The following is a 16,036-nucleotide window of genomic DNA, read 5'->3' as shown; positions in this document are numbered from 1 at the left end:
CCTGCTGTTGGGTTCTGTAAAAATCATTGGGCGGAAACCGAATTACTTCCACCAATACTCAACCTGCACACCGACGTTCGAACCATGCCGCGCAGTGCCGTAGGCGCCGGTGTCGGACAGCGCTGAACCCGCCGCCAGCTCATTCGCCGCACGCTTGGCCGCTTCGTTCCAAGTGGCGTAGGTGTAGTACAAACGCACTTCCGGGCGCGCCCAGAAATCCGGGCCTTTGGGCGACCAGGTCGGGGCGAAGGTAAATTTGCTCAGCTTGCGCGTACCGCCCGTGGCTTCGACCTGATCATGACCCAGCTCCGTGACCAGTTTGAACTGCTCACTGATGGCGTACGCCGGGCGCACACCGAGGGACATCCAGGTCTGGTCCTGGCTGCCTGGACGAATGTCCTTCTGGTACACCGCTTCGATCTGCCCGCCAAAGCGCGGCGTCACCTGCCAGTCGAAAAACTCTACGGCGCGGTAACTTTTGCTGCTGTTATCCAGGGCGGTATTGCCGGTGTAGCCCAGGCCGGTGCCGGGGCCTTCGCCATATTGCAGGGCGAATTTGTTCTTGCCGCCCAGGAAAGGTTTTTGCACATGCTGCGCCGTGAGCGCCCAACCGCTGTTGGCGTCACGCCCGCCGGCTTTTTCGATATAGCTCAAGCCGAACTCCAGCTCGCCGCCGGGGTTGGTCTTGAAGCCTGCGACGTTGAAGTCGTGACGCGTGGCGTATTCCTTCTGGTACAGGTTGTCCTTGCGGGAAATGGCGTAGCTGTATTTGAGGTCGCCGATCAACACATCCTCGACACCGCCACCCGTGGCGCTCTGGTTCCAGTAGTAGAAGTCGGAGATATGGATGTCGTTACGTTTGTAGTAACGCCGCCCGGCCCATACCGAACCGCCATTGAGGCTGGGCAGGTTGGACCACTGCGCATACATCTGCGGCATGCGCGCCGAGCCGTTGTCTTCACCCTGGAATTTCAGGGCACGGTCGTATTTGTTGTACAAGGAGGCCATGGCATCGACGCTGAGCACCGAGCCATCGTCGAGTGTCAGCAGGTCCTGGCGCAATTCCAGTTCAGCGTACTGCTCGCATTCGTTACCCAAGCGGTACTTGGATTGCGCCCCCGGCAGTTGGAAACACTGCTGCTTGCCGCTGCCCGTGGACGTGCCCGCGCCACTGCGCAAGTAACCAGCAAATTCCAGTGCCTGAGCAGCAAAAGGCGCGGTGAGACATGACGCGATGAGGCCCAGCTTTATTGTTGTTTTCATGAAGCACTCCGATATTTTTATTATGTTTTTTTAAAGCGCCCCTGCACTCCCATACAGGGGTTATTGCGGGTCTCTCAGTCCTTGAGGTGCAGCACAAACGATTCGTAAGGTCGCAACACCACCGTGTTCGAGCGCACCGGGCAATCGGGGTAGTTGCTGATCAGCAGGCGTTGCTCACCCGCCGCGCTGATAACGCCTTGCGGCAATTGGATTTCGCAGGGCGAGCCATAAAAGTTGTTCAGCACCAGCAGGCGCTCGCCATGCCCCTCTCGCAGGTATGCCCAGACTTGGAGGTGGTCTTGCAGCAGTTGCCGATAAAGACCTTCCTGGATCAGCGGTTCATGACGCCGCAAGGCGATCAACGCGCGGTAGTGATGCAACACTGAATCCGGGTCGCCCAACTGGCTCTCTACGTTGATCTGCACCGCGTTGGCCGGGATCCCGATCCACGGTTCACCGGCACTGAAGCCGGCATTCGCCTGGCCGCTCCATTGCATAGGCGTGCGCCCGTTATCGCGAGATTTCTGCATGATCGCCGCCATGCTCGAGGCCTCGGACTCACCCGCATCGCGCTTGAGGCGGAAGATATTCAGGGTCTCCACATCGCGGTACTGATCGATCTTGTCGAACCCTGGATTGGTCATGCCCAGCTCTTCGCCCTGGTACACATACGGCGTGCCCTGGAGGAAGTGCAGTGCCGTGGCAAGCATCTTGGCCGAGACCACACGGTGCTCGCCGTCGTCACCAAAACGCGAGACCACTCGTGGCTGGTCGTGGTTGCACCAGAACAATGCGTTCCAACCTCCACCGGCCTGCATCCCCAGTTGCCAGTCAGAAAAGATCTGCTTGAGCTGCAAGAAATCAAAGTCAGCCTTCACCCACTTTTGCAAGTTGGGGTAATCGACTTTCAGGTGGTGAAAGTTGAAGGTCATCGACAGCTCTTTCGACTCCGGCCGCGAATAGCGGACGCAATGTTCAAGGCTGGTGGATGACATCTCGCCGACGTTGATCAGGTCATGGCCTTCGAAGACTTCGCGGTGCATTTCCTGCAGGTATTCGTGCACGTTCGGGCCGTCGGTATAGAAACGCCGACCGTCAGTGTCGTCTTCGGGGAAATCGGCGGGCTTGGAGATCAGGTTGATCACGTCCAGGCGGAAACCGCCCACGCCTTTGTCGCGCCAGAAGCGCATCAGCTTGAACACCTCGGCGCGCACCTTGGGGTTGTCCCAATTGAGGTCGGCCTGGGTGTGGTCGAACAGGTGCAGGAAGTACTGGCCGGTCTGCGCCTCGTATTCCCAGGCCGAACCACCGAACTTGGACTCCCAGTTATTCGGTTGGTCGCGCCAGATGTAGAAGTCACGGTAGGGGTTGTCGAGGCTGCTGCGCGCCTGCTGGAACCACTCATGTTCGATGGAGGTGTGATTGACCACGATGTCGAGCATCAGCTTGATGCCGCGCTTGGCGGCTTCGCTGATCAGCAGGTCGCAATCGGCCATGGTCCCGTAGCTGGGGTCGATGGCGTAGTAGTCACTGATGTCATAGCCGTTATCGCGTTGCGGCGAACGCAGGAACGGCGTGATCCATAGGCAATCCACGCCCAGCCATTTCAGGTAATCGAGTTTGTCCACGATGCCCAGCAGGTCACCGGTGGCGTTACCCGCGTGGCTATGGAAGCTTTTGGGGTAGATCTGGTAGATCACCGAGTGTTGCCAGTCTTGCATGGTGGGCTCCTTCAGTAGAGTTTTGCGTTGGCCTTGAGGGCCTCATCGGGGGCAAGCCCCCTCCCACATTGAGGGAGGGGCTTGCCCCTGATAGCGGTGGATCAGGCGACCCGATACCCAGGCCGGACAATCTTCATGCTCAACACACAGGTCACAACAAACGGCACGACAATCGCGATGACCATCCCGATGACAAAACTTGGGATGAACTGCGGAATGATCGAGATGAACCCGGGCAAGCCACCGACGCCGATGGCCGAGGCTTGAACCTTGTTCAGTGACAGGAAAATGCTGCCCAGCGCTGACCCCAACAAGGCGGCGTAGAAGGGAAACTTGAAGCGCAGGTTCACCCCGAACATCGCCGGCTCCGTGATGCCGAAGTAGGCGGAAACCGCCGAGGTCGAGGCCATGCTTTTATCCCGCGCATTGCGGCTCATGTAGAACACGCCGAGTGCGGCACTGCCCTGGGCCAGGTTGGACATGACAATCATTGGCCAGATAAACGTGCCGCCCTGGGTGGAGATCAATTGCAGGTCGACGGCGAGGAACATGTGGTGCATGCCGGTGATCACCAATGGCGCATACAGCAGGCCGAAAATCGTCCCGCCGACCATGGGCGCCAAGTCAAACAAGGTGACCACGCCCTCGGTGATCAGGATGCCGAGGTGACGGGTCACCGGGCCGATGACTGCCAGTGCAAGCACACCGGTGACGACGATGGTGGTGATGGGTACGACGAGCAGTTGAATCGCATTGGGCACCCGCGCCCGCAACCATTTCTCAATGACGCTCATCACATACGCGGCCATCAGGATCGGCAGGATCTGGCCTTGGTAGCCGACCTTCTCGATCTTGAACCAGCCGAAAATATCGAAGTACGGCAGGCTCTGGCCGTCGAGCCCGGCAACGGCCTTGCCGTAGTTCCAGGCATTGAGCAGGTCAGGGTGCACCAGCATCAGGCCGAGCACGATGCCGAGGATTTCACTGCCACCAAAACGCTTGGCCGCCGACCACCCCACCAGCGCCGGCAGGAACACGAAGGAGGTGTTGGCCATCAGGTTGATCAGGCTCCACAGGCCATCCAGGTTCGGGTAGGCCTCCAGCAGCGTCTGGCCTTCGATGAACATGCCCTTGGCGCCCATCAGGTTGTTCACGCCCATCAACAGGCCGGCGATGATCAGCGCGGGCAGGATCGGCATGAACACATCGGAGAACACCCGCACCAGGCGCTGCATGGGGTTGGTCTTGTCGCCGCCGGCTTTCTTGACGTCGGCAATGGTCGAGGCGGCAAGGCCGGTCTGTTCGCGCAGCGCCGCGTAGACTTTCTCCACCTCACCGGGGCCGATCACCACCTGGAACAAACCACCGGTGAAGAACGACCCCTTGACCAGGTCGACCTGGTTCAACGCACTGCTGTTGACCAGGCTGGGGTCCTTGAGCGCCAGGCGCAGGCGGGTCACGCAATGGGCGGCCTGCTCAAGGTTTTCGCGGCCTCCGAGGTTGTCGAGAATCTCGCGGGCAATCGTTGAATAGTCGTGGCTCATGCTCGTTTTCCACTGTGATTGTTTTTATGGGTGGCAGTCGTTGGCAGCACGCCGAGGAGGGAAAAGTACTCGTCTGTACGAGTTAAATCAACAACTCGTCTGTACGAGTTACACTTTTGTTTATGACTACACGCTTTCCGTCAGATTTTTCCCCTGACCGTACAGCTGTCCAATGGACAAACCCCACCTCTGCCACTAAGGTTCCTGCCTTGAACGCACAGTTCACCTTCATCAAGTCGGGCACAGAGCCATCGCTATGAGCAAATACAACCAGATCTATACGGATCTGCTTGCCAGCATTACTACTGAACGCCTGCAACGCGGCACGCGCCTCCCCTCCGAAACCGAACTGATGGACGCCTACCAAGCCAGCCGCGGCACCGTGCGCCGCGCCATCGAGCAGTTGCAGGAACGAGGCTTTGCGCAAAAGATCCACGGCAAGGGCACCTTTGTGTTGTCGCCCAACCCGATCGAGTTCCAACTGGGCGGTATCGTCAGCTTCCACGAAACCCACGCCGACCTGGGTGATGACGTACGCACCGAAGTGGTCGAATTCACCCAGATTCCGTTGGAGGGGTCACTGCTGCAACACATCGAGGCCGAGCCCGGCACGCTGATCACCCGCATCAAGCGGGTACGACGCATCGGCGGTAAACGGGTGATCCTGGACATCAACCATTTCATCGCCGACCTGATCCCCGGCCTGGACCGCAACATCGCCGAACAGTCGATCTACGCGTTTATCGAACAGACCCTGCAGCTGCAAATCAGCTACGCCCAGCGCACCATCGAAGCCCTGCCACGCGGCAAGGACGATCAGACCCACCTGGACCTCGAAGGTCAGAGCCACGTGATCGTGGTCAGTAACCAGACGTTCTTGCAGGACGGACGGCAGTTCGAATACACCGAGTCGCGGCATACGCTGGATAAGTTTTACTTTTCGGATATTGCGCGGCGCTGAAGCCTCACCCAACAACTATGTAGCGCCCGCAAGCGTCGCACCTGAGGGACCCTCGCCTTCTTTTTTGAAGGATGAGCCCCTCCATGAGTACCGGTACCCCCCTTCCCAACGCAGCCGACAAGGCCGCGCTGATAACGCTGGCCACCCAAGTGATCCCGGCATGCCCCAGCCTGAATGACAGCGCCCATCAAACCGCCTGCGACATCCTGCAAAAGCATGGTGTAAAAGGCCTGGACCCGGATGATGTCTACTACCATCGGTTCAAGGGCGCCCAGAGCAGCACCAAGACCTTCACCGGTTGGGAACACCTGCTGGAAAAACCCTACGAATCGACAACCCTGACGCAGTTGGTGATTCATCGCTTTCGTGCCACCGATTTCGACAACGCCGACTTGCTCGACCTGTATGGCGGTTTTTACACCGCGGGTCCGGTGTATGGCGACTTCAATGAAACCAACGAAGTACGCCTGCATGGCAACGACGTGCTGAAGGACTTCTGGAACATTCGATTCGACAGCCTCTACAACGGTCAACTGGATGACTTCTGGCACAGCCATGCCGACGACTTCCGAACCCTGGCCAAATGCAATTTTCTCAGCAAGGCGGTTCAGGCCGCCGACCTCAAACAACTGACGAAGGAGGACCTACAGACCTGCATCAATACTGTCGCCTCCAACGTGACGTGGCCGATCACCCGCAAGATGCTGCAAACCGAAGTGTCGCCAGGCGAAAGCCCCCAGGTATACGCCCTGGATGTAGACGGCCATGTGGCGTTCAACTTGCTACGCATTGTCGACCCGAAGGGCCGCCAGATTCTTTACACGCCCGGCGACACCCCTGCGTTCCAGGTCCTCGAGACCCCGGCGGACATGCACTGGTGGGTTCTGGGCAAGATGAACAACGAACAGAGCCGTGACGCCTTCCTCTGTCACTTTCCGCTGTCTGATCGCCTGGCCATGCAGGAGAACATCACTGACCTGATGAACCGTCTGGTCGGTACTTGGGGCAAGTCCGACCACCACCTGATCAACCGCAAAAACCAGGTGGTCGGTGTCGATGCCTTCTCCTGGCTGATGGAGCGTACGCGCTGGTCCATGTACGACGAGGCTCGGCAACTGCTGACCACCCAGAAAGACCTGCAAAAGAAACTGTGGATAGGCTACCTGAGCGCCGGTTTGAAAGTTTTCGGCCCAATGGCCGCGATCGGTTGGGAAGTGGCTTTGCCGGTCCTGGGCGCCAGCATCGCGCTCACCGGGATGAATATCGATCAGGCCGTCAACGGCCGTACCCGCGCAGAGCGCAAGGCTGGCGTGACGGCGGCGGTGATCAATGGTATCGCCATGCTGTTCAACGTGCTGGCCTTGGCCGGGCCAGGCCCGATCACGGAGGTGGGCCCGGAAGTCGATGCCGCCGAGGCCGCCGAAATAGCCGAGTACAAAAAGGAACTACAGCCTGACCCCGTCGATGAGCCAGCAGTGACACCGACGGGTGGAGAAACACCGGTACCCCCCACAGCCGGGGAGCCACCGGCTTCCACGCCCCCGATTCCTAGCGCCTGGAAGCGCCTGCAAGGCCTGGAAGGGGCAACCCCGATGAGTGAAGGCGGGCGCTACCGCAATATCTACAGCGTCAAAGCCAACCCTTCAACCGTCATCAAGTTCAAGGATGCCGTCTATTACGTGCGCTACGAGGCCGATATCAATGGCGAAGGGAGCTGGGCCATCATCGATCCGCAGAACCCTAACGCTTTTTACGGCACACGCCCGGTACAGCTGAACGCCGCCGGTGAATGGGAGCTCGCTCTGCGCCCATCCGACGCCATCAGGGGAGGCGCCCCAGTCGATACGGTCGCGGCAGGGACAAGGGCGGCCGAAGCAACAATGCCGAGTTCCTATGGGTCGCCCAACACCAATAACCCGCCCTCCAGCCTCAGCACCCCCTACGACCTCAACGACCTCGGCCAGTACCAGATCGAGCTGGCAATGGGCGGCAGGCCGGACCACTTCAAACGTATCGCCAAGCCTGGAGGCGGCTTTACTGACTTCTTCACGTCAGATTATTTTATCAATCCAGCGCGAACCAAAATCCTTACGGCGGCGCGCAACTTTTTTTCCCGGCCATTTTTCATCCACACCCTGCCCGAACGCCCTGCCCTTCCCTCGCTCACGCCAGAAATGTCCTCCAGCGAGTTGATTGAAGCCGTGTTCAAAACCGCGCCCGGCCTGGTGGTCGCTGAAAGCCCGAATCGCATCGCCAGCTTGTACGTCCTGATCAAAGACATGCCGGCCCTGGCGCGACAAGGGATCAAGACGCTCTACCTGAACCGGCTGCTCAACGACCTGCATCAACTGGACCTCGATACGTTCGCCAAGACCGGGGTGCTGTCTGACGACCTGAAAACCTATCTTGGGCAAATGGATGCCTTGTTGCCGGTACGCTTTAACACCCAGGCACTGCTCACCGCCGCCAGGGCCTACGGCATACGCGTGCAGGCCACGGGCTGCCTGGCCAATTATCGATCGTTCGCGGTGGCGGTGGATGAACAAATGGCCAAGAACTTTTTGACCAGTGAAATCATCCGCCTGGACCAGCTCAAGAACGGCGTCGGCAAATGGGTGGCGTTGACCGAGGCGCAAAACACCAACACGTTCCGGGGCGTGGCAGGTGTCAGTGAAATAAACGGCGGTACCAGCCTGCGCATCGGCGAGGAGCTCAATGCCGCCAGCCCCAAGGTGGAAGTACGCCTGGGCCCCAAAGTGGTGAATTACGCCAAAGTGAACCCGCGCCTGAGGGCACTGGACACCGACCTCACTCTGAAAGTCCCCATGACCGAACTGGAGCTGCCACGCACCTATGTGTTCACTGAGCGACAGGTCGAGGATGCACTCAAGCTTCCGGGTGATTACCTGCTGGAACAGACCCAATCGACATTGACCCTGATCCACCGTAATCGGCTCAAGGCGCTGGTGCGCAGTACCATCCAGAGCACCGCCAGCCAGGGTTACTTTATTGATGCGACCCAGTTCCCTCGGCTTAACGGTACCGTTTACAACTCGCTGACGGAACTGCTCCAGGCCCTGAACAACCAGGGCATGCGGTTCAGGGGGTTGCCATTGATCAAGACGCAGATTCCGACGGCCGAGGTAAACATCAATAACGTGCCCGCTTACGACGACATCCCGCCAGCCGCAGGCTTCGTTCCCGCCGTTAATTTACCCGAGATGCCGGCGGCGACCAGCGCCCCGCAGGTTCCTCCCGCGTGGGAAGCCAATGAGATCCTGGAGGGCGAAGTACCGGTCAGCGAACCTGGGAAATACCAAGGGATCTATCGCCTCAAGTCCGACCCTGCCGAGGCGATTATGTACGATAGCAAGCCCTATTACGTGCGCTATGAAACCTATCGAGGGGGGACCAGCGGCTGGGCCATCATCAACCCCCACGCCCCCAACGCCACTGCGGACTCGATTGCAGTTCGGCTCAACGCACAAGGGCAGTGGGAGCCATTTGCTCGCTAGCCACGGGTCACCGTCCTGAAACAACAAAGCCCCGGCAGTGCCGGGGCTTTGTTTACTTACGACTCATGGTGGGGGCCAGGCAGGCATTCATCTGCATGTCCATCACGTACAACTTCAGCCAGCAGCTCAATAGCATATATGACCGATCAGCCTGGAAAACTCTGCTATTGCCTAATCATGACTACGGCTAACTGAGCCAGTGAATTTGACAGGTCTTCCTAGTGCTAAGCCTGATTTTGAGAAGCGATGAAGCAGGAGTAAAGAATATCTGCAAAATCATGCTCGTTGATATCGCCGATAACCAAATCCCTAACGGCATCCGCTATCAGATCATTATCTAGAGTAATTTCATAATCATTGAGCGAAAGGTACTCCAAGCCGACTGCAAGCCCGGTGCGCTTGTTAGCATCAGGTAGTGCGTGGCCTTGCGCGATACTGGCAGTGTACTTGGCGGCAATTTCAAATACATCGTCGAGGCCATTATAGGCAATTGCATTGTCGATTCGGGCCAGCGCGCCTTGCAAGATCGGAATATTTATCCGCCCTGCATGCCAGGCTCGGTAGTCAAGATCTGAGTGTTTATCTCAATGACACGTTCAAATGGAAAGAAGATCAATTCCATTACATATCAGCCAACTTCTGAAAGGTCTTCTTGTGCGTTCTGAGAACGAGCTTGGTTTCTGAATAAACGATCTGTTTACCCGAGTCGCCACCCAAGTCCAGCTTCTTGATAGCTTTAACTTTAGGCCTCTCTACTATGGATACGCCATAGGTGTTCAGCTTGTGGTTCATGGCTTGAGTACCCCAAACGGCTTGATCAATTTCTGCTCACACGGTAGCACACTGAGAGGCAAGATACACCGAGCCATCGACAGCTTCGTACGCCACTTGCCTATTGGCATCAATGCCACACCAGCGCCTGACTCAGCATCCGTCAGGCTGGGCTTGCGCCCCACCTCGACTAGCAGCAAGCCCTGCTTGATCGGCCATGCGGTTTCACCGCAGATTCCAAAATGTCTGCTGCCCCCTACAGAGACGACATGATATCGAATACCGAGCATGACATTGGGCTCAGTCAATGCTCGCACCGTGCCAAATAAATACGGTGCTTGGCGATGCACAAAGCTGCCAGAATTTGCCAGACCCAAAAAGCCAAAAGCCCGCAATTACGCGGGCTCCAGGGCATTTATTGCTAGTGGGTGCCGGACAATGCCGGACGTCCCATCATTCCCACTCAATCGTCGCCGGCGGCTTGCTCGACACGTCATACGTCACGCGCGAAATGCCTTCGATTTCATTGATGATACGGCCGCTGACAGTTTCCAGCAGTTCGTACGGCAGGTGTGCCCAACGAGCGGTCATGAAGTCGATGGTCTCTACGGCACGCAGGGCCACGACCCATGCGTAACGACGGCCATCGCCTACAACGCCAACGGATTTCACTGGCTGGAACACCACGAATGCCTGGCTGACCTTGTGGTACCAGTCGGCCTTGCGCAGTTCTTCGATGAAGATGTGGTCGGCGCGACGCAGCAGGTCGGCGTATTCCTTCTTCACTTCACCCAGGATACGCACGCCCAGGCCCGGGCCTGGGAATGGGTGGCGGTAGACCATGTCGTACGGCAGGCCCAGCTCCAGGCCCAGACGGCGGACTTCGTCCTTGAACAGCTCGCGCAGCGGTTCTACCAGCTTGAGGTTCATTTCCTCAGGCAGGCCACCCACGTTGTGGTGGGACTTGATCACGTGGGCCTTGCCGCTCTTGGCGCCGGCCGACTCGATCACGTCGGGGTAAATAGTGCCCTGGGCGAGGTACTTGATGTTGTCCAGTTTGTTGGACTGGGCATCGAAGACGTCGATGAAGGTGCGGCCGATGATCTTGCGCTTCTTCTCTGGGTCGGACTCGCCGGCCAGGTTGTTCAAGAACTGATCTTCGGCGTTGGCACGGATCACCTTGACGCCCATGTTCTCGGCGAACATGGCCATCACTTGTTCGCCTTCGTGCAGGCGCAGCAGGCCGTTGTCGACGAACACGCAGGTCAGCTGGTCGCCGATGGCTTTGTGCAGCAGCGCGGCAACCACGGAGGAGTCAACGCCGCCGGACAGGCCGAGCAGCACGTTGTCGGTGCCAACCTGGGCGCGTACCTGGGCGATGGCGTCTTCAGCGATTTTCGACGGCGTCCACAGGGCTTCACACTCGCAGATGTCGAGGATGAAGCGCGACAGGATGCGGCCGCCCTGCTTGGTGTGGGTCACTTCCGGGTGGAACTGCACGCCGTAGTAACGACGCTCGTCGCTGAACATGCCGGCGATGGGGCAGCTCGGGGTGCTGGCCAGGATGTGGAAGTCTTCCGGCATCCTGGTGACCTTGTCACCGTGGCTCATCCACACGTCGAGGCCGAACAGGCCATCGGCGTCAACGTGGTCTTCGATACCGTCCAGCAGGCGGCTCTTGCCGACTACGTCGACACGGGCATAACCGAATTCACGCAACTCGGAACCTTCAACCTTGCCGCCCAGTTGCTCGGCCATGGTCTGCATGCCGTAGCAGATACCGAAGACCGGTACGCCCAGGTCGAATACGGCTTGCGGGCAACGCGGGCTGTTGGCTTCGTGCACGGACTCGGGGCCACCGGCGAGGATGACGCCTTTAGGTGCGAATTCGCGGATCGCTTCGTCGTCCATGTCGAACGGATGCAGTTCGCAGTACACGCCGATTTCACGCACGCGGCGGGCGATCAGCTGGGTGTACTGGGAACCGAAGTCGAGGATCAGGATACGGTGGGCGTGAATGTCGAGGGCCATGAAGTCAGTCTCGTCTAATGAATCAGAAACAACTCGGGGCTGAAGAACAGCCCCGGTTACTTAACATTTTGCTGGAAGCATCAACCTACGCGGTAGTTTGGCGCTTCCTTGGTGATCTGCACGTCGTGGACATGGGATTCAGCCATGCCGGCGCCGGTGATCCGCACGAACTCTGGCTTGGTGCGCATTTCTTCGATGTTGGCGCTGCCGGTGTAACCCATCGAGGAACGCAGGCCGCCCATCAGTTGGTGGATGATCGCGCTCAGGGTGCCCTTGTAAGGAACACGGCCTTCGATGCCTTCCGGTACGAGCTTCTCGGCGCCTGCCGAGGAGTCCTGGAAGTAACGATCGGAAGAACCTTGCGCCTGGGACATGGCGCCCAGCGAACCCATGCCACGGTAAGCCTTGTACGAACGGCCCTGGAACAGTTCGATCTCGCCCGGCGCTTCTTCGGTACCGGCGAACATCGAGCCCATCATCACGCAGGAAGCACCGGCCACGATGGCCTTGGACAGGTCACCGGAGAAACGGATGCCGCCGTCTGCGATCAGCGGTACACCGGTGCCTTCAAGGGCAGCGGCGACGTTGGCGATGGCGCTGATTTGCGGCACACCCACACCAGCAACGATACGCGTGGTGCAGATGGAACCTGGGCCGATACCGACCTTGACCGCATCGGCACCCGCTTCGGCCAGGGCCTTGGCGGCAGCGCCGGTGGCGATGTTGCCGCCGATCACCTGCACTTCAGGGAAGTTCTGCTTGACCCAGCGAACGCGGTCGATCACGCCTTTGGAGTGACCGTGGGCCGTGTCGACCACGACGACATCAACACCGGCAGCGACCAGCGCCGCGACACGGTCGCCGGTGTCTTTACCGGTACCGACAGCCGCGCCAACGCGCAAACGACCTTGGTCATCCTTGCTGGCCAGCGGGTAAGCCTTGGCTTTTTCGATGTCGTTGACGGTCATCATGCCCTTGAGGGCGAATTTGTCGTCGACGATCAGCACGCGCTCGATGCGGTGCTTGTGCAGCAATTCACGCACATCGTTCTTGTCGGCGCCTTCCTTGACGGTAACGAGGCGCTCTTTAGGCGTCATCACTTCACGGACGGTGACTTCAAGGCGGTTCTCGAAACGCACGTCACGGGAAGTGACGATGCCGACCAGGTCGCCATCATGCAGGACCGGGACGCCGGAGATGTTGTGCATGCGAGTGAGTTCGAACAGGTCACGCACGGTGGCGTCAGCTTCGATGGTGATGGGATCTTTCACCACACCGGCTTCGTAACGCTTGACCTTGCGCACTTCGGCAGCTTGCTGCTCGATGGTCATGTTCTTGTGGATGATGCCGATACCGCCTTCCTGAGCCATGGCAATGGCCAGACGGGCTTCGGTGACGGTGTCCATGGCAGCGGAAACCAGGGGAATATTCAGCTCGATGCCACGGGTTAGGCGGGTCTTGAGACTGACTTCGTTAGGAAGCACCTCGGAATAACCGGGCACTAGGAGAATGTCGTCGAATGTCAGAGCTTCTTGGCTGATACGCAGCATCGCGGGGGCTCCCGAGCGGGAAAATGGAAGCGCGCCATTATATACATGCACCCTGCCGGGCTCAATGTAAAACTCTGACAAACTTGGTAATACTGATAGATGGAGAAAACCTGCCGCTTTTGCGTAGGAGCGAGCTTGCTCGCGAAGAACGCCAGGGCACCGCCTAAAACCAGACAACCCGCGTTACCGTTGACGATTTTCGCGAGCAAGCTCGCGCCTACAGCTCGACTTTGACCCAACTCATCTTTTGATCGAGCCAATCGGCAAATTCGTCGATAAAGCTCTGCTTGAACCCCGCCTCCGCCCAGTTGTTAAAGATGAACCCTAGGTTGGAAAACCCACACTCTTGCAGGAAAAGGAACCCATTGATGTCGTCTTCATGCCCACACAGCGGGCAGGTGAAGTTATCGGTGTGGCCGGGCATCCAGTCTTCCAGGCTCTCGAACAGCGCCTCGCCAACCTCTTTAAGGCATTCCGGGCAGCCGGCTTCTTCGAGAAAGCCCTTGGCCGGCGTATAGATGCAGCGCTTGTAGATGATCTCCAGGCCATTGACCGGCTCGTTGAACGGCAGCGCCTCGGGGTGCAGCACCACGGCGCGGGCGCCGTCGGCCAGGGCGTAGCCCATGCGATTGCCGGTGCGGCCGCACGTGGTCAACTCTTCCTTGATGATGTTCTTGCGCACCAGCCAACGCACGATCGCCCGGGCGCGGGGTTCGTGGACGGGCAAGGTGGAGATTTTCGGGACAAGGATGCTTTGGGAATTCATGGGAGTCCTGCGGTGTGCCGTCTGACGCCTTCGCGAGCAAGCCCGCACATTCGACCGCGATCCTGCTGGATAAGTGCGGTCAATTGTGGGAGCGGGCTTGCTCGCTAAGAGGTCCTGAAGGCTGGCAGCTTAATCCCTGAAAAAATCAGGTCAAGTACTCAAATACCGCCCGATTAACGTAATACCGCTGGCCAATACCAGCCAAGTCACCCACCGCACGAATGCCTCACGGGACAGCCGCATCGTCAGCCTGCGCCCACACCACAGCCCCAGGGCCATCGCCGGCAACAGGCAAACCGCCAACATCAATAACGGCGCATCTGCATACACCCCGGCAATCAGGAACAGACTCAAGCGCACGACCGTGCTGCAACTGATCAGCGCGCTTTGCGTGGCCCGCGCCGCGTCCTTGGGCAAACGGCTGTTCAGGTAAATCGCATATAAAAAGCCACCACTGCCGAATAGCGCACCAAATAGCCCCCCCACAGTGCCCATCGGAATCGACCAGCCCGCCGCCAGTTGAGTCGGCCGCGCGTTTACCGCCAGGCTGTAAATCGCGTAGGCGCTGATAAACAGCCCCATCAACAACAGCAACAGGTCCGAATGCAGGTTGAGCAAAAACACCACGCCCAGGGTGCAGCCGATGGCCATGCAGGGCAGCAGCCGCAACAGTTCCGGCTTGTTCACATCGTGCCGCGTTTGCAACAAGCCGCCAAACGCCGCGACAAAGTCCAGGAGCACCAGCAACGGGATAATCTTCGACAGCGGCATGAATAGAATCAGGATCGGCCCCGCCACCAACGCCGTCCCGAACCCGGCAATGCCGAACACGATATACGCCACCGTCACGCCCAGGCCGATCACCAGCCAATCAATACCGCCGAACGACCACTGGCTCATCAGCTCAACCGGGCTCATGACTTATTCCTTCTATTGAGATGCCGTTCACTTTAGCCATCGACAAGCGTTGCGACTAATATCTTCAAAGCTCACCACCCATCTCAAAAAGGCATGACTTGTGATCTCCACTCGCCAACTGCGTTACTTCGTCGAAATCGCCGACAGCGGTAGCTTCAGTGCCGCCGCCGAACGCCTGTTCGTGGCGCAATCGGCCTTGAGCCGACAGATCAAGGCGCTGGAGTCCCAATTGCAAACCCCGCTGTTCGAACGCACCGCACGCCAGCCGCGGTTGACAGCCGCTGGCGAAGCCTTCTACCCACGGGCGCGCAACCTGCTGAGTGAGTTGCTCAAGGCCAGCGACTTGGCGAAGCAAGTGGGCCATGGCCAGCTCGGCACCCTGCGCCTGAGCCACTCGAGTACCGTGCCAATGAGCGGGGCGTTACTGCAAGGCATCAGCACCTGGCTGGAGCGCTGCGCGGGTGTGTCGGTGGACATTGTCAAACTCTCCTCCGAAACCCAGTTGGAGGAAATCGCCGAGGGTCGCCTGGACGTCGGCCTGCTGCGGTTGCCGGTATTGCGCCAGCGCGAAGGCGTGCGCGTGGTGCCGTTGTACACCGAGCCGTTGGTGCTGGCAGTGCCGGCGGATCATCCGTTGGCACGCAGCAGCGCAGCGATTGAGTGGGCGCAACTCATGGACGAAGCGTTTATCTCGATCCCTCATCCTCAACGTGGCGGCTTGAGTTATCTGTCAGCCGAATTGTGCATGCGTGCAGGTTTTTTCCCCAAGGCGGCTCGAGTGATGTCGCGCAAGACCACGCAGTTGCAATTGATCCAGGCCGGTTTCGGTATTGCCTTGTTACCAAAATCCATGCAGGACATCGCCCCGCCCAGCGTGCACTTTCTGCCCCTGGCCGACCCGGACTGCCACAGCACGGTAGCCCTGGCCTGCGCACAAGCGCCGAACGCGCTGGTGGAGCAATTCTGTCAAACCCTGCACGAATGCCTATAAACTGC

The 16,036-nt window shown here is 58.8% G+C and carries 11 protein-coding genes; 3 read left to right on the top strand and 8 right to left on the bottom strand.

Features of this window, described 5'->3' with window-relative positions:
* Nucleotides 1–42: 42 nt before the first annotated feature.
* The 3 genes from M5B43_RS02520 to treP form a co-directional block, all read right to left on the bottom strand.
* Nucleotides 43–1,263, bottom strand: coding sequence for a carbohydrate porin (locus M5B43_RS02520; RefSeq protein WP_248748633.1), 1,221 nt, complete (start codon nt 1,261–1,263; stop codon nt 43–45).
* A gap of 74 nt (nt 1,264–1,337) precedes the next feature.
* On the bottom strand, nt 1,338–2,984 hold the full coding sequence (treC, locus tag M5B43_RS02515; RefSeq protein WP_248748632.1) for an alpha,alpha-phosphotrehalase: 1,647 nt from the start codon (nt 2,982–2,984) through the stop codon (nt 1,338–1,340).
* A 101-nt stretch (nt 2,985–3,085) separates the two neighbouring features.
* The gene (treP, locus tag M5B43_RS02510; RefSeq protein WP_248748631.1) at nt 3,086–4,528 is read right to left on the bottom strand and encodes a PTS system trehalose-specific EIIBC component; all 1,443 of its coding nucleotides are present in this window, start codon (nt 4,526–4,528) and stop codon (nt 3,086–3,088) included.
* Between the two features lie 256 nt (nt 4,529–4,784).
* Between treP and treR the strand changes: the two genes are divergently transcribed.
* On the top strand, nt 4,785–5,489 hold the full coding sequence (treR, locus tag M5B43_RS02505) for a trehalose operon repressor (protein ID WP_248748630.1): 705 nt from the start codon (nt 4,785–4,787) through the stop codon (nt 5,487–5,489).
* Between the two features lie 83 nt (nt 5,490–5,572).
* The gene (locus M5B43_RS02500) at nt 5,573–9,004 is read left to right on the top strand and encodes a membrane-targeted effector domain-containing toxin (RefSeq protein ID WP_248748629.1); all 3,432 of its coding nucleotides are present in this window, start codon (nt 5,573–5,575) and stop codon (nt 9,002–9,004) included.
* Between the two features lie 224 nt (nt 9,005–9,228).
* Here the strand turns inward: M5B43_RS02500 and M5B43_RS02495 are convergent, their stop codons facing one another.
* The 5 genes from M5B43_RS02495 to M5B43_RS02470 form a co-directional block, all read right to left on the bottom strand.
* On the bottom strand, nt 9,229–9,528 hold the full coding sequence (locus M5B43_RS02495; protein ID WP_349292346.1) for a type II toxin-antitoxin system death-on-curing family toxin: 300 nt from the start codon (nt 9,526–9,528) through the stop codon (nt 9,229–9,231).
* 700 nt (nt 9,529–10,228) lie between these two features.
* Complete coding sequence (gene guaA, locus M5B43_RS02485) at nt 10,229–11,806, bottom strand: glutamine-hydrolyzing GMP synthase (protein WP_248748628.1); 1,578 nt, start codon at nt 11,804–11,806, stop codon at nt 10,229–10,231.
* A gap of 80 nt (nt 11,807–11,886) precedes the next feature.
* Nucleotides 11,887–13,356 carry an IMP dehydrogenase gene (gene guaB / locus M5B43_RS02480; RefSeq protein WP_248748627.1) on the bottom strand — a complete coding sequence of 490 codons (1,470 nt, stop codon included), beginning with the start codon at nt 13,354–13,356 and terminating at the stop codon, nt 11,887–11,889.
* A 217-nt stretch (nt 13,357–13,573) separates the two neighbouring features.
* The gene (locus tag M5B43_RS02475) at nt 13,574–14,122 is read right to left on the bottom strand and encodes a hypothetical protein (protein WP_005791157.1); all 549 of its coding nucleotides are present in this window, start codon (nt 14,120–14,122) and stop codon (nt 13,574–13,576) included.
* A gap of 150 nt (nt 14,123–14,272) precedes the next feature.
* A complete protein-coding gene (locus M5B43_RS02470; protein ID WP_248748626.1) occupies nt 14,273–15,040 on the bottom strand; it encodes a sulfite exporter TauE/SafE family protein in 768 nt (255 codons plus the stop codon).
* A gap of 100 nt (nt 15,041–15,140) precedes the next feature.
* Between M5B43_RS02470 and M5B43_RS02465 the strand changes: the two genes are divergently transcribed.
* A complete protein-coding gene (locus M5B43_RS02465; RefSeq protein WP_248748625.1) occupies nt 15,141–16,031 on the top strand; it encodes a LysR family transcriptional regulator in 891 nt (296 codons plus the stop codon).
* The last annotated feature ends 5 nt before the right edge of the window (nt 16,032–16,036 follow it).

The sequence above is a fragment of the Pseudomonas sp. MWU15-20650 genome (assembly GCF_023242475.1).
GTDB lineage: Bacteria > Pseudomonadota > Gammaproteobacteria > Pseudomonadales > Pseudomonadaceae > Aquipseudomonas.
This window is presented reverse-complemented; position numbering and strand designations above follow the sequence as displayed.

Bases quoted from the DNA above. Each gene is read 5' to 3' on its own strand.
- M5B43_RS02520 (WP_248748633.1), bottom strand. From the start codon at position 1,263: ATGAAAACAACAATAAAGCTGGGCCTCATCGCGTCATGTCTCACCGCG.
- treC (WP_248748632.1), bottom strand. From the start codon at position 2,984: ATGCAAGACTGGCAACACTCGGTGATCTACCAGATCTACCCCAAAAGC.
- treP (WP_248748631.1), bottom strand. From the start codon at position 4,528: ATGAGCCACGACTATTCAACGATTGCCCGCGAGATTCTCGACAACCTC.
- treR (WP_248748630.1), top strand. From the start codon at position 4,785: ATGAGCAAATACAACCAGATCTATACGGATCTGCTTGCCAGCATTACT.
- M5B43_RS02500 (WP_248748629.1), top strand. From the start codon at position 5,573: ATGAGTACCGGTACCCCCCTTCCCAACGCAGCCGACAAGGCCGCGCTG.
- guaA (WP_248748628.1), bottom strand. From the start codon at position 11,806: ATGGCCCTCGACATTCACGCCCACCGTATCCTGATCCTCGACTTCGGT.
- guaB (WP_248748627.1), bottom strand. From the start codon at position 13,356: ATGCTGCGTATCAGCCAAGAAGCTCTGACATTCGACGACATTCTCCTA.
- M5B43_RS02475 (WP_005791157.1), bottom strand. From the start codon at position 14,122: ATGAATTCCCAAAGCATCCTTGTCCCGAAAATCTCCACCTTGCCCGTC.
- M5B43_RS02470 (WP_248748626.1), bottom strand. From the start codon at position 15,040: ATGAGCCCGGTTGAGCTGATGAGCCAGTGGTCGTTCGGCGGTATTGAT.